The organism is Achromobacter spanius (assembly GCF_002966795.1).
GTDB classification, from domain to species: Bacteria; Pseudomonadota; Gammaproteobacteria; order Burkholderiales; family Burkholderiaceae_B; genus Achromobacter; species Achromobacter spanius_D.
Map to the genome: position 1 here is coordinate 3,006,505 of NZ_CP023270.1, position 13,579 is coordinate 3,020,083.

General features: G+C 66.0%; 12 protein-coding genes. 5 read left to right on the forward strand and 7 right to left on the reverse strand.

The features are described 5' to 3' along the window. Positions 1-15: 15 nt before the first annotated feature. Positions 16-1,662, reverse strand: a complete 1,647-nt coding sequence (locus CLM73_RS13465; RefSeq protein WP_234015869.1) for a mucoidy inhibitor MuiA family protein — start codon at positions 1,660-1,662, stop codon at positions 16-18. 149 nt (positions 1,663-1,811) lie between these two features. After that, positions 1,812-2,711 carry a LysR family transcriptional regulator gene (locus tag CLM73_RS13470; protein ID WP_105238858.1) on the reverse strand — a complete coding sequence of 300 codons (900 nt, stop codon included), beginning with the start codon at positions 2,709-2,711 and terminating at the stop codon, positions 1,812-1,814. 104 nt (positions 2,712-2,815) lie between these two features. Between CLM73_RS13470 and CLM73_RS13475 the strand changes: the two genes are divergently transcribed. From CLM73_RS13475 to CLM73_RS13485, 3 genes are all read left to right on the forward strand, one after another. Beyond that, on the forward strand, positions 2,816-4,096 hold the full coding sequence (locus tag CLM73_RS13475) for an MFS transporter (RefSeq protein ID WP_105238859.1): 1,281 nt from the start codon (positions 2,816-2,818) through the stop codon (positions 4,094-4,096). 99 nt (positions 4,097-4,195) lie between these two features. Continuing rightward, positions 4,196-7,192, forward strand: coding sequence for a PAS domain S-box protein (locus tag CLM73_RS13480; protein ID WP_105238860.1), 2,997 nt, complete (start codon positions 4,196-4,198; stop codon positions 7,190-7,192). Positions 7,193-7,337: 145 nt separating this feature from the next. Further along, the gene (locus CLM73_RS13485) at positions 7,338-7,700 is read left to right on the forward strand and encodes a hypothetical protein (protein ID WP_105238861.1); all 363 of its coding nucleotides are present in this window, start codon (positions 7,338-7,340) and stop codon (positions 7,698-7,700) included. A gap of 125 nt (positions 7,701-7,825) precedes the next feature. Here the strand turns inward: CLM73_RS13485 and CLM73_RS13490 are convergent, their stop codons facing one another. Both CLM73_RS13490 and CLM73_RS13495 read right to left on the reverse strand, forming a co-directional pair. Continuing rightward, entirely contained in the window at positions 7,826-9,268 is a 1,443-nt protein-coding gene (locus CLM73_RS13490; protein WP_105238862.1) for an RNA polymerase factor sigma-54, read from the reverse strand. Between the two features lie 157 nt (positions 9,269-9,425). Next, on the reverse strand, positions 9,426-10,346 hold the full coding sequence (locus tag CLM73_RS13495) for a sigma-54 interaction domain-containing protein (protein ID WP_199778333.1): 921 nt from the start codon (positions 10,344-10,346) through the stop codon (positions 9,426-9,428). Between the two features lie 257 nt (positions 10,347-10,603). On the opposite strand from CLM73_RS13495, the gene CLM73_RS13500 reads away from it, so the two are divergent. Next, positions 10,604-11,989 (forward strand): sigma-54-dependent transcriptional regulator, encoded by a 1,386-nt coding sequence (locus CLM73_RS13500; protein ID WP_105238864.1) that lies wholly within the window; start codon positions 10,604-10,606, stop codon positions 11,987-11,989. Between the two features lie 6 nt (positions 11,990-11,995). Here CLM73_RS13500 and CLM73_RS13505 read toward each other — a convergent pair whose 3' ends face one another. Next, positions 11,996-12,370: a hypothetical protein gene (locus tag CLM73_RS13505; protein ID WP_105238865.1), complete on the reverse strand. Its 375-nt coding sequence runs from the start codon at positions 12,368-12,370 to the stop codon at positions 11,996-11,998. 152 nt (positions 12,371-12,522) lie between these two features. Here CLM73_RS13505 and CLM73_RS13510 point away from each other — a divergent pair, with 152 nt between their 5' ends. Next, positions 12,523-12,738, forward strand: a complete 216-nt coding sequence (locus tag CLM73_RS13510) for a hypothetical protein (protein ID WP_105238866.1) — start codon at positions 12,523-12,525, stop codon at positions 12,736-12,738. A 51-nt stretch (positions 12,739-12,789) separates the two neighbouring features. On the opposite strand, the gene CLM73_RS13515 is transcribed toward CLM73_RS13510, so the two are convergent. Together CLM73_RS13515 and CLM73_RS13520 are read right to left on the reverse strand one after the other, a co-directional pair. Beyond that, positions 12,790-13,134, reverse strand: coding sequence for a DUF378 domain-containing protein (locus CLM73_RS13515; protein WP_105238867.1), 345 nt, complete (start codon positions 13,132-13,134; stop codon positions 12,790-12,792). Between the two features lie 61 nt (positions 13,135-13,195). After that, complete coding sequence (locus tag CLM73_RS13520) at positions 13,196-13,462, reverse strand: hypothetical protein (protein WP_056561174.1); 267 nt, start codon at positions 13,460-13,462, stop codon at positions 13,196-13,198. Positions 13,463-13,579: the final 117 nt, after the last annotated feature.

The following is a 13,579-nucleotide window of genomic DNA, read 5'->3' on the forward strand; positions in this document are numbered from 1 at the left end:
GTCATGGGTTGAACGTCACAGACCGAACACGGCGATGTCGCCCGGATAGTCGACCGAAAACTTCAGCACGGTCTCGCGCGACTTGCCCGGTTCCAGCTCCCAGTCCCACACCAGCTTGCCGTCTTCTTCGCGCTTGATGTCTCGCTCGGACGGCGACAGCAGCTTGACCACGATCTTCTCGTTGCGCGAGATGGGCAGACGATCCGCGAAAGACACCTTTTCCGTGGTGGCCTTGTTGTTCTTGACGGTGATCTTGTACTCGTAGGTGACGCGCTTGCCACTGCCCGAAAATCCGGTGCTTTCGGTGTAGCGGTTCACCAGTTGGCGCTTGATGGAGATGCCATCGTCGGCGCCGAGGGCCAATTCCAGCTTTTCGCCGGGCATCACGGCCTTCATGGCGCCCGACGCGACAAAGGCATCGTCCAGGAAGGTATTGAGCGGGCCCGCCAGGAAGGGAAAGTCGGTGTTGTTGCTGGCTTGCGCGGTCAGGTAGACGGTCTCGCGCAGCCCCGGCGTGGATTGGTATTGCAAGGCGGCGGGCAGCCTGGCCGTGGCAATCGCGACGCGCTGCGTGGTGTTGTCCGACAGCAGCGTGGCGGGATTCTTGATCTGGAACGACGCGCTGGTCGCGGCATTCTGGACCTGGGCGGTCGAGACCTCTATGACTTCGGGCTCCGGCTCGGGCAGGACGGCGCTGTCTTCCATTGCGCTGGCGCGCGGCGCGCGCTTGGCGTGCATCTCGGCCTGGACGGCAGCCGGAGCCGGCGCGGCAACGGGCCGGGGCGGCGGGGGCGGTGCGGCCACGTCGATGATCCACGGACGCAGCGTCGGCGCGCCGCCGCCCAGCGACGGCCGGGCGGTGGACAGCGTCAGCTTCACGTTCTTCCAGTCTTCACCGGTGTTCTGGCGGATGACGCCAAAATAGCCCAGATCCACATTGCGATCGGCCGGGCGCAGGCGCGCGTCGTAGGCAGGCGTCCAGCGCGCGCCGGCCACGGCGTACGACAGCGCCAGATCCAGCTTGCCCGCACGCGCCATGTTGACCCGCAACGTCACGGTCTTGGTGCGGCGGCCCGATTCGCCGCGCACCAGGCCAAGCTGGGTCTGCAGCGCCGTCATTTCGCGCTCCAGCTCGGTCTTCTGTTCGGCCACGCGCCGCAGGCCCGCCAGCGTCGTGGCCAGCGACTCGGCGCTGAGCGTCTGGATCGCCTTCAATTCGTCGAGCGTGAGGCGGGCGCCGTCCTTGGCCGGCTCGGTGGCCCCGCGCTGCATCATCAGGATGAGTTCACGCTGGTTGTCCAGCACCGCGGCTTCGTCGTCCAGCGCGGCCTGGCGGCTGACCAGCTTGTCGATCTGCGCCTCGATCTGCCGCACGCGTTCGTTCGCGGTCGCGGCCTGATAGACGTCGCTGACCTTGACGTCAAGCAGCGTGGCCTGGCCGGTGCTTTTGGCGGAGACTTGCAGCGAGTTTTCCTGTAGCGACGCCGGCAGGTTTTCCAGCATCAGCTCGTGTTCGCCTGCGGCAAGCTCGCTGCTGGCGGCGCGGGTGACGACGGCGCGGTCCTGATAGACGGTGACGGCGCCAATGGAGGAGGGCAGCGCGGCGGCGGCAGCCAGGCCGGGGATCGTTGCAAAGGCCAGGGCCAGAAGGGTACGTCTCACGGGAGCACCTTTATGAAGTTGAGCGCGGCTGACACCGCGTCTCCCACGGGGACGCATCGCCGGCAAGCGCGAGAGTCTATCCCCGGCGCCGCCTGGACGGTTTACAGAAAATGACAAACGCGACAGGCGGATACGGCCTGCCGCTGGGTTCACTCGCGTTCGGGATGCGCCAGCCGGCGCAGCATGCCGACAGCGTTTTCCGCGGCCACCGATCGGTCATGGCGGCGGTAGGCCATGTCCAGCAGCGCGTGCGGCGCATCGCCCTTGATGGGGCGGTACTCGATGCCTTGCGCGCCCATGTGGCGCATGGCGGCAGGCACGATGGAAATGCCCACGCCCGCCGCCACCAGGCTGACGATGGACGCCATCTGCGGCGCCTCCTGGATGACGCGCGGCGCGAACCCGGCACGCTGGCAGGCGGATTGGATGGCGTCGTACAGGCCCGCGCCAATCGGCCGGGGATAGAGGACAAAGTCCTCCTCGGCCAACGCCGCGATGGGGATGGCGCGCTTGCGGCTGAGCGGGTGATCGGGTGGCAGGGCGATCAGCATCGGCTCGTCCAGCACGCGTTCGGATTCGAATTCGGCATCCAGCACGTAGGGCGGGCGCACGAAGGCGACATCCACCTCGCCGGCGCGCAGCCCGCGCAGCAGCGTGACGGTGTTGCTTTCGGTCAGGGTGATGCGCACGTCCGGATAGCGGTCGCGGAAGGCGCGGATGGCGCGGGGCAAATAGGGGTGGAATACGGCCGATGCCGTAAAGCCGACCGTGATGGCGCCGCGCTCCCCGCGGCCCAGCCGCCGTGCCGTATCGACGGCGCGGTCTGCGCTGGCCAGGATGGCGCGCGCGTCGTCCAGGAACTGAGCGCCGGCCTCGGTCAGCGCAATGCCCCGCGGCAGACGCAGGAACAGCGGCGTGCCGATCTCGCGCTCCAGTTGCTGGATCTGCTGGCTGAGCGGGGGTTGGCCGATGCCAAGGCGCGCGGCCGCGCGCGTGAAGTGCAGTTCTTCGGCAACGGCGGTGAAGTAACGCAGGTGGCGCAATTCCATCGTTTTTAAATATGAACGGGTCCGGTTTCATATATTGGACATATGCAGGGGAAAAGTCTACCTTGTCTTCACGGGCTCATGCCCGGCGTTTTTCGAGAATCCCGATGTCTACCCCATCTGCAAGTCCCGCCACGAAACCCGGCGCCCCGGCGCCGGAGTATCTGGCGCGCGGCACGCCGGGACTGCGACGCGCCCAATGGGCGCTCTTTGCGGCCGGCTTTTCCACCTTTTCCCTGCTGTATTGCGTGCAGCCGCTGATGCCGCTGTTCACGCACGCGTTCAACGTGTCGCCGGCCCAGAGCAGCCTGGTGCTGTCGCTGTGCACGGGGTTACTGGCCATCGCCATCTTTTTCGTGGGTCTGTTTTCCGCCGCCTTGCCGCGCAAACGCGTCATGGCGTGGTCGCTGTTCGCCTCCGCCATCCTCGGCACCATCGCGGCCGTCGCGCCGGACTGGCAGAGCCTCCTGGCGCTGCGCGCACTGCAAGGCGTGGCAATGGGCGGGGTGCCGGCCGTGGCCATGGCCTATCTGGCTGAAGAGGTCGAGCCCGGCACGCTGGGCCTCGCGATGGGGCTGTACATCAGCGGCAGCGCGTTTGGCGGGCTGTCTGGGCGCGTCATCACCGGCCTGGTGTCCGACCATTTCGGATGGCGCGCGGCGATGGGCACGCTGGGACTGCTGGGCATCGTTGCGGCCATGTTGTTCGTGTGGCTCCTGCCGGCCTCGCGCCGCTTTACCCCGCGCCGCGGCCAGGGATGGACGGGCGTCTGGGCGGATGTGCGCGAAGGCGCCGGCGCGCACCTGAAGAATGGGCCGCTGTGCGCGCTGTTCGCCATGGGCGGGCTGCTGATGGGCGCGTTCGTCGCAGTCTACAACTACGTGGGCTTTCGCCTGCTGCTGCCGCCGTTTTCGCTCAGCCAGACCTTCATCGGGTTCATCTTTGTCGTCTACCTGGTGGGCATCTTCGCCTCGACCTGGTTCGGCCGCCTGGCCGACCGGCACGGGCGTGGCGCGATGCTGGCCGCCGCCTCAAGCCTGGCCCTGGCGGGCCTGTTGCTGACGCTCTCCAACTCGCTGCCCGTGCTGATCGCCGGAATCGTGGTCTTCACCTTCGGCTTTTTCGCGGCGCACGCCGTGGCAAGCGGCTGGGTCGGACAGATGGCGCGTGGCTACAAGGCGCTGGCCGCCTCGTTCTACCTGCTGGTCTATTACGTGGGGTCAAGCGTGCTCGGAGCGCTCGGCGGCCAATTCTGGACGGCCGGCGGCTGGCACGGCGTGGCCGCGATGGCGGGCGGATTGCTTGCCGCCGCACTGGTGATCAGCGCGGGTCTTGCATGGCGCACGGGACGGCGGCATGCCACGGCCGGCGCCGCCGGTCCCGCCTGAACGCTCCCGTTTTTCCCAGGAAGGGTAGCGTCGCGTTACGCAGGGTTGCGCCACGCGCGCGTCTATCGCGATACATTCTGTATTGCGATAGGGGGAACCATGCTGACCAAGCAAGACCGCGTGTCCCTGCCATGGACCGACACGCTATCTCGTCTTGAAGACGAACGCATCATGCTGGAGCGCATTGCTGCCGGCGTACCGATCCGGCAGGTGCTGGAGCACGTGCTTCACGCCATCGAGGCGCAATCGAGCGTGAGACTGCGCGCGTCCATCGCGTTGGTGGACATCGCGGGGACCGAATTGCGGCACGGCGCCGCGCCCGGCCTGCCGGACGCGTTCAATGCCGCCGTGGATCGGGTAGCCATCGGGCCGATGGCTGCCTCGTGGGGCGCTGCGGCGCACTCGCGCTCGGCCGTCTACACGGACGACATCGCCAACGACCCGCGGTGGGCGCCGTGGCGCGACCTTGCCTTGGCCAATGGCCTTCGCGCGTGCTGGTCCACGCCGATCAAGGCGCCTGACGGGCGGTTGCTGGGCGTGTTCTCCAATTACTACGACGAAAGCCGGCTGCCGTCCGCGCAGGATATCGACGCGATCGCGCTGGTCACGCGCAGTGCGGCGCTGGCAATCGAACGGCATCTGCTGGACGTCGCGTTGCGCCGCAGCGGCGAACGCTGGCGCGCGATGTTCGACGGCATGCAGGAAGCGTTTTTCCTGGCCGAGGCCCTGCGCGGCGATGACGGCCGCATCGCGGACTTCCGCTTTCTGGAGGTCAACCCCGCTTTTGAACGCCAGAGCGGCATGCGCGAAGGCGACACGCTGGGCCACACGCTGCGCGAGATGATTCCCGGCGTGCCCAGCCAGATCCTGGATACGTTCGCGCAAGTCGTGGAAACGGGCGAGCCTGCCCAGTTCGAGTTTGCGGTGCCGGCGCCCAAGGATGCCTGGTACGAGGCGCGGGCCCGCAAGGAAGGCCCCGATCGCATCATGGCGCTGTTTCTAGACGTCACCGCGCGCAAGGCCGCCGAGACCGAGCTGTGGGAAGGCCAGCATCGCAAGAATTTCCTGCTGGCGCTTGGCGACCGCATGCGTGAACTGCATCTGCAGCCTGCGATCGAAGAGACCGCCTGCGCGGGACTGGGCCAGCATCTGTCGCTGGGCCTGGTGGCGGTGCTGGATTGGGCCGGCGATGGCGCGGCGCCGGTGGTGTCGACGAGCTGGCGGTCCGAGACCGACCTGGCGAGCCAGGACGCATTGGCTACAGACCAGTTGGGAGACGATTTCTTTGAGGCGGTGCGCAAGGGGCGCACGACCTATTTGCAGCCGCTCGTGGCGCAAGAGGGCGGCGACATCCGCCCGTCGGCCATCGTCGTGCCGATGCGCCGCTGGGCGCGGCAAGGCGGTGCCCTGGTGGTCCGCCCGTTGTCGACCAGCCGGCTCAAGCCCGCGGACCTGGCCTTCATCGAGGAAGTCGCGGAACGGATGTGCGACGCCGTCGAGCGCTCGCAGTATGCGCGCATGCTGGAGCAGCGGGTGGAACACGCCATCGCCGAGCGCGACCGCATCTGGCGGATGTCGCCCGAGCTGCTGGCTGTGATCGACGGCCGGGGCCGGTTCGCCAGCGTGAATCCCGCCGTGCAATCGATTCTGGGGTGGAGTCCCGATCAGTTCCTGTCGATGGGACTGGCCGAACTGATCCACCCGGATGACCTGGACGCCACGCGCGCCGCCTGGTCGCATCAGGCGCAGGCTGAGGGCGCACAGCCCGCCCGCCACCTGGAAAACCGGGTGCTGCGCCGCGAGGGCGGCTACAGCTGGATCACGTGGAGCATGTCGTGGTCGCAGGACAGCCTGTACGTGGCGGGGCGCGACGATTCGGACTTGAAGGCGCAGGCCGAGGCGCTGGCCGATACCGAGAATGCGTTGCGCCAGGCGCAAAAGATGGAGGCGGTGGGGCGTCTGACCGGCGGCATCGCGCACGATTTCAACAACATGCTGCAGGGCATCACGGGCGCGCTGTACCTCATTCAGCGCAAGCTGTCGGCCGGCGCGCCGGAACAGGCGCAGCGCTTCATCACGGTGGCCATGGATTCGGCGAACCGCGCCGCGCATCTGACGCAGCGCCTGCTTACCTTCTCGCGGCGCCAGCCGATCGACCCCAAGCCGTTCAGCGTCGAGGCCACGCTGCATTCCATGACGGACCTGTTCCATCGCTACACCGCCGAGCGCGTGAAACTGGTCTTCGATCTGGAACCGGATCTGTGGCCCGTCAACTGCGACAAGAACCAGTTCGAGAATGCGATGCTCAACCTGGTGATCAACGCCTGCGACTCGATGCCCAATGGCGGCGTACTGACCGTTGCCGCGGCGAACACGCACCTGGATGCGTCATCGCTGCGCCAGAGTCCGGACGTCAAGCCGGGCGCTTTTGTCGAGGTCACGGTGTCGGACGTGGGATGCGGGATGTCGCCCGATGTGCTGGCGCATGCGTTCGATCCGTTTTTCACCACCAAGCCGCTGGGCGAGGGCACGGGGCTGGGTCTTTCGATGACCTATGGTTTTGCCAAGCAGGCGGGCGGCAGCGCCGTGCTGGAAAGCGCGGAAGGCGTCGGGACGTCGGTCCGCCTGTATTTGCCGCGGCATCAGGGTGTGCCGGAAATGGCCGCCGATGCGCCGCGGGCAACCGGCACCCAGGCGGCGTCGGCCGGTCAGGCCTTCGTCATCGTCGTGGAAGACGATACGAACGTGCGCGAAATGGTGCGCGAGTCGCTGGTCGACATGGGCCTGCATGTGCTGACAGCCGGCGACGGCGAGGCGGGCCTGGAACTGGTGACCTCCACGCGCAACCTGAGCCTGCTCGTGACGGACGTGGGGCTGCCCAACCTGAACGGCCGCCAGTTGGCGGACGCGGCGCGCGTGGCGCACCCCGGCCTGCGTGTCCTGCTCATGACGGGCTATGCGGAAAGCGCGGCCAGCGCGGGCGGGTTTCTCGAAGACGGGATGGAACTGATCGTCAAGCCGTTCTCGTTGGACGCGCTGGGCGAGCGGGTGCAGCGCATGCTGGAGCAGAGCGCGGGCCCGCAGCGCGCGAAGTAGGGGTCGATTGGGGGGTCAAGTGTTTCAACGGCAGGTAAAAAATGCCCCCCATTGCGGACTACCGCAGGGGAATTAGGTAAAGCGTGGGGCAGGCACGGGGCTTGCGACTAGGTTGAAGCATTTCAACCAAGGAAGGAGCTACGCTATGAAATACCGTGCCATGACTTGCGCGTTTGCCATGATTGCCGGCCTCGCTGCCGGCGGTGCCTATGCCCAATCCACGGGCCGCAGCACGCCCCCGACCTCGCCGTCCACGACGCCGAATGATGGGGCTGCCGTGCCGCCCAATACCCAGGTGCCTCCGGGCCAGATTCCGCCGGCCCCGAATGCGGGTTCCCAGACCGGCACCACGCCGCCGAATCTGGACAAGAGCGGTCACATGAAGTCGGACAAGCATGGGTCAGAAATGCCCAATCGCAAGCGCGAAGCCAATGACAATGTGCCGAATACGCCGGCCGGCGGCGCCGCGCCTCCTCCGGGATATCCGAACACGGGCGGCAGCAAGTAAGCAGCCCACCCAAAAAGGCTTCCGCGAGGAAGCCTTTTTTTATGGGGCGTAGTGGGTGTTGCGCAAGTCTCAGACATCGTCCCCACGCAAGCCATATCGGCGACGGTTCATGCCGGTGCCGATACTCAATGCTGGCGGCGCAGTTCGGCCGGCGGCACCCGCAGTTGGCCGCGGTACTTGGACACCGTGCGGCGGGCAAGCAGGATGCCGTTGGACGCCAGTTGCTGCGTCAGCGCCACGTCGGATAGCGGCATGGACGGGTCTTCGGCTTCGACCATTTCCTTGATCAGCGCGCGGACCGCCGCCGCGGAGCACGAGCCGCCCGATTCCGTGGCGAGCTCGCGCGAGAAGAAGTGGCGAAACTCAAAGACGCCGCGCGGGGTGGTCATGTATTTACTGACCGTGGCGCGCGACACGGTGGATTCGTGCATGTTCAGGTCGTCGGCCACCTCGCGCAGCATGAGCGGGCGCAGGGCCACTTCGCCGTATTCAAAGAACATCTGCTGGCGCTTCACGATCGCTTCGGCCACCCGCTGGATGGTCGTGTAGCGCTGCTCGACATTACGCACCAGCCAGCGCGCCTCTTGCAGTTCCTGCGCCATGGGGCTGCGGTCATCCAGCCGCGCGCGGCGGAAAAGGTCGGCATAGGCGCTGTGCAAGCGCGCGCGCGGCATGGCGCTGCGGTTGGGCAGCACGCGCCAGCGTCCCTGCCATTTGTCGACGAACACATCCGGCACGACGTAGACCGGCGCATCGCCGCTGTAGCGGCCGCCGGGCTTCGGATCCAGGTGCCGGATGAGTGTGCAGGCGTCGCGCAGGGCGTCGTCCGAACACCCCAGCGCGCGGCGCAGGCCGGCGTAATCGTTCTTGCCCAGACGCTCCAGATGATCCTGCACGATACGCTCGGCCAGCGCCCGGATGCTTTCGTCTTCGTCGGGTAGCGCCGCCAGTTGCAGCGTCAGGCATTCGCGCAGATCGCGCGCCGCGATGCCGGGCGCGTCCAGCTGCTGCACCAGGCGCAGGGCCGCCATCCATTCGCTTTCGTCGGGAATCGGGTTGATGTCTTCATCGGCTGCGGTGCAAAGCGTGTCCAGTGGCGCCCGCAGATAGCCGTCGTCGTCCAGCGCGTCGACGATGAATTCGGCCAACAGGCGGTCGCGCGGCTGCAGGTTGTAGTTGCCCAGTTCGAAGGACAGGCGATCGCGCATCGACACGTTGGCGCAGGCCCATTGGCCCAGGTCACTGTCGCCGCCGGACGGGGCGTGCGTGGGGTAGTCGCCGGAGTAGGCGGGCGCGTCGGGCGGCGGCTCACCGACGTCCGGGCTTTCCGACGCCGCCACGGGCTCCGGCGCGGGCTGTCCATCGGCCTCAGTGGTCTCGCCGCGGGCGCCCGGTGCGGCCGAGGCCGCCTCGGGCTCCGACTCGTCCGGATCTTCAAGAAATGGGTTGGTGGCAAGCGCGTGTTGCACCGCCGTCGTGAACTCCAACGCCGACATCTGAAGCAGCTTGACGGATTGTTGCAGACGCGGCGCCAGCGTCATTTGCTGGCGCAGGCGAAGTTCTTGCATCGGGTGGCCCAATCGAGTCTCCTGAAGGGGCAGCCGCCGGAAGGCGGCTCATTCCTCTTGTAGACGCAAAGATCGTGCCAGCCTTGTGCGCGGGGCGAAGCCGCGTCGGGAACGCGGCGTGCTGGGAGACTATTACAAAGGGGGTGGTAAGAACTGCTCAGGCGGCCGCTTCGGGCTCGTCCTTTTCATAGACATCCAGACGGTTGTACAGCGTCTTCAGACTGACGCCCAACGTCTCGGCAGCCAGGCGCTTGTCGCCGGCATGATGCGCCAGCGTGGCCAGGATGAACTCGCGCTGGGCGCGGCCGAGGGGCATGCCCACGGGAAAGTTCAGCGATCCTTCGCGCATCTGGGCCTGATTGGGGCCCCGGTTGCGCGACAGCAATTCGGCGTCCAGCTCGGTATCGGCCATGATGTAGGCGCGCTGGATCACGTTGCGCAGCTCGCGCACGTTGCCCGGCCAGTCGTGCGCCTTGATCGCTTCCAGCATGTGCGGGGAAAACGTCTTTTGCGTCCCGTGCTGGGCATTGAGCGTGTCCAGGAATTGCTTTGCAAGCAGCAGGGCATCGTCGCCGCGCTCGCGCAGCGGCGGCACGCGCAGCGGAATCACGAGCAGGCGGTGCAGGAAATCCTGACGCAGCCGGCCGTCCGCGACCGAGGCGGCCGGATCCCGGTTGCTGGCACAGATGACGCGCACGTTGGCGCGCAGCACATCCGTGCCGCCCACGCGCTGATACGTACCCACTTCCAGCACACGCAGGAAGTGCACCTGCATGTCCGGCGGCATTTCCGTGACTTCGTCCAGGAACAGGGTGCCGCCGCTGGCAAATTCAAAATAGCCGGCGTTCTGGGACACGGCACCGGTGAAGCTGCCTTTCTCGTGGCCGAAGAGTTCCGCATGCGCCAACGATCCGCTGATCGCGCCGCAGTTGACCGCCACGAAGGGCTGGTCGCGGCGATCGCTCGCATCGTGGATGGCGCGCGCAACGATTTCCTTACCCGCGCCACTTTCACCGATAATGAACACGCTTGCATCGGTGGCGGCGGCAAGGGAGATCTGACTCCCCAGCTTACGCATTTGCGGCGACATGCCGCTGGTGTCTGCGAAAACGGAAGTGGGCGAAGGCGCGGTAGCGCGCGTAGCGGTATTTCGACTGGCCATACATGATCCCTAGTCCCGGAAGCGGGCCTGCAGCTCCATCGTAGAGGGCCGGCTGCCGTCTGATTGCGACGAGTTGCAAGTATTGGAAAACGTTGGTCGAAACGGGCAAATATTTGCGCCGCCCGACCCCATAGTGACTATTCTCACAGTTATAGAAGGGATACGGAGATAGCATGCCTCACCTGCTGATCGTCGATGACGACGATGCGATTCGGGAAACACTGGCCGAAATCGGCCGCGATAGCGGGTTTTCGGTGGCCTTGGCGGCCAGCGTCAAGGACGCCCTGATCCAGCTCGAACGGCAAGCGCCGGACCTGGTGCTGACGGACGTCCGGCTGCCGGGTGGCAGCGGCATGGACATTTTCAAGAACGTTGCCGCGAGCAGCGCTGAAGTCGTGGTGATGACCGGGCACGGTACTGTCGACAACGCCGTCCAGGCCTTGCGCCTGGGTGCGACCGACTATCTGGTCAAGCCGATCTGCATGGAGCGCCTGGAAGAAATCCTCAAGCGCATCATGATCAATTCGGGCGGCGAGTTGCCCGGCACCCCGTTCGAGGAACCAGGCCGTTTTGGCAAGCTGTTTGGCAAGTCTGAACGGATGCAGACGCTATACCGCCAGATCGGGCGCGTGGCGCCCACCACGGTCACCACCTTGCTGATCGGCGAAAGCGGTACCGGCAAGGAACTGGCCGCCCATGCCATCCACGAACTCAGTCCGCGCCGGCAGCGGCCGTTTATCGCGGTCAACTGCGGCGCGATTTCGCCCAACCTGATCGAAAGCGAAATGTTTGGCCACGAGCGCGGCAGCTTTACCGGCGCCGACCGCCAGCACAAGGGTTACTTCGAACGCGCGGACGGCGGCACGCTGTTCCTGGACGAAGTCACGGAGATGCCGCTTGACTTGCAGGTCAAGCTGCTGCGCGTGCTGGAAACCGGGCAGTTCATGCGCGTGGGGACCAACCGAGAGATCGCGTGCGACATCCGCGTGGTGGCCGCCACGAACCGTAATCCGGAACAGGCCGTGCAGGAAGGCAAGCTGCGCGAAGACTTGTACTACCGGCTGAGCGTGTTTCCCATCGAGCTGCCGGCGCTGCGCGATCGCGGCAGCGATATCCAGTTTCTGGCGCAGCGTTTCCTGCAGACGCTCAACGAAGAGTCCGGCAAGACCAAGGCGTTTTCGCCCGATGCGGCTGCGGCGCTCGAGCAATACGAATGGCCGGGCAACGTGCGCGAACTGAAGAACTTCGTTCGCCGCGCGTTCATCATGGCGGATGGCGACGTGCTGGATCTGGAGATGCTGGTGCCGCAGGTCTCGCCCGGTGGCGAGTCGCCTGGCGGCCAGGTCAGCGTGCCCGTCGGCGAGACGCTGGCCGAGGCCGATCGGCGTCTCATCCTGGCAACGCTTGAGCGCTGCAACGGCGTCAAGAAGCAGGCGGCTGCCGTGCTGGGCATCAGTCCCAAGACGCTCTACAACCGGCTGGAGGAATACGCGGCAGCGGGTTATCCGCTGCCGAGCGAGAATTCACGGACGGGCGGGCCGTCCCGGGAATCCGCTTAAGACCGCTTATTTGTTGTAGCGGGTCTTCAGGTCGGCCATGCAGGCGTCCTTGGCATTACCGGACATGGCATCGCACTTTTCCTTGCCGACTTTATAGTCGGCATCGTTGCGCGTTTTTGCCGCGTCATGCGAGGCCTCGGCCTTTTCCTTCGCGGCCTTGGCGTCTGCCTTGGCCTTGTCGCGCGTGGCTTCGGCCTGTTGTTGGCAGACGTCCTTCTGGTTGCCCTTCATGCCGTCGCATTGCTTCCTGTCCATCTTGTATTGGTTGTCGATCTGATCATCCGTGCGCATGCCGGCGGCGCCAGTCTGCGCGGAGGCCTGGAACGCGAGAACCGAAAAGCACAGGGCAAAAGCGGGGCAAATCGTTTTGGACAGCTTCATGACTGACTCCTTTGGAAAGTGGTCCCGATAGTTGGCGGACCCGACAAGGGTCAGAGCAAGCGCCGTGCCCGGCGCCGTCAGGCACGGCGCTTGCGCATAGCGTGGCGGCCCGGCCGCCATCCTCGGCGGGGCGCGCTTCAAGGAGAGCATTCATGACGACCCAACACGAACAGCAGCCCGGAAAGTCCAAGGCCAACACCCCGAAGGACGACACGGACGCGTCCAACCAGAGCGGGCAGTTCGGAGCTGACAAACCGACCAACAAGGATGAGCCCTACAAGCGCGAATCGGACAAGGCGCCGAACCGCAAGGGGGCCGAGTATGAAGAGGGCGGACAGTATCCAGGCAAGCGGCCCGCAGGGCAGTGACGCGATTGTCCCCGCGCAATGGTGCCGGGCGGGCGCCTACGTTGAATACGTTCAACGGGGCGCTTCGCTCAGATCATCGGCCAGGCGGAACAGCAGCACGACGCAGTACAACGCCGCAATCCCGATCAGGGCATAGACGACACGCGCCGCCGCGGCATGCGGCAACATTTTCGCAATTACATCCAGATTAACGGCGGCGATCAAGCCGCTGTTCAAACCGCCCGCCACCACGGCGATGAGCGCCGTCCAGTCCAGCGCGGACAGGCTGCGCCTGGGGCTGTCGCGGCCATCTTCCGTGAATGCCAGCGGTACCGGCGTTGGCAACACGTCTGTCAACGGCTCCCGCTCATCGGGACGGGCATCGGCAAACACCTCCTCACTACGGGAAATTTCCATCGTCTTTCCTCTTTGGGGCGGCGCGGGGCGTTCAGGGATCCGAGCCGTTGATGCGTAGGAGCTAGCCGCCGTTGCGGACCGGGTCGGGCGCATCGCGCGAGATGCCGGCTTCGTCGGCGTCCGTGATGCGATCGGTCGCGACGTCCGCGCCGTCGTCGTCCTCGAAGTCCGGTTCCACGCTTTCGCGTTCGCCGGTCGCCTGGGAATCGCTGTCGGTGTGCCGGCGGTCAAACGGCAGATCGCTGGCGGAATCCGAGGAGTCGCTGGGACCCAGGTCGGGCCGGCCGCTGTCGTCGGGGTTAAGGTCAGTGTCGGGAATACGGGGCATGGCAATCTCCGGATAAGGACGGGTGCGGACACGCAATGGTCGTGAGCGTTGCATTTCGTCGCGGCATGGCAGCAAGCGCCATGCCGAAGGGGAGGATCAACCGCGAGAACCGGACGC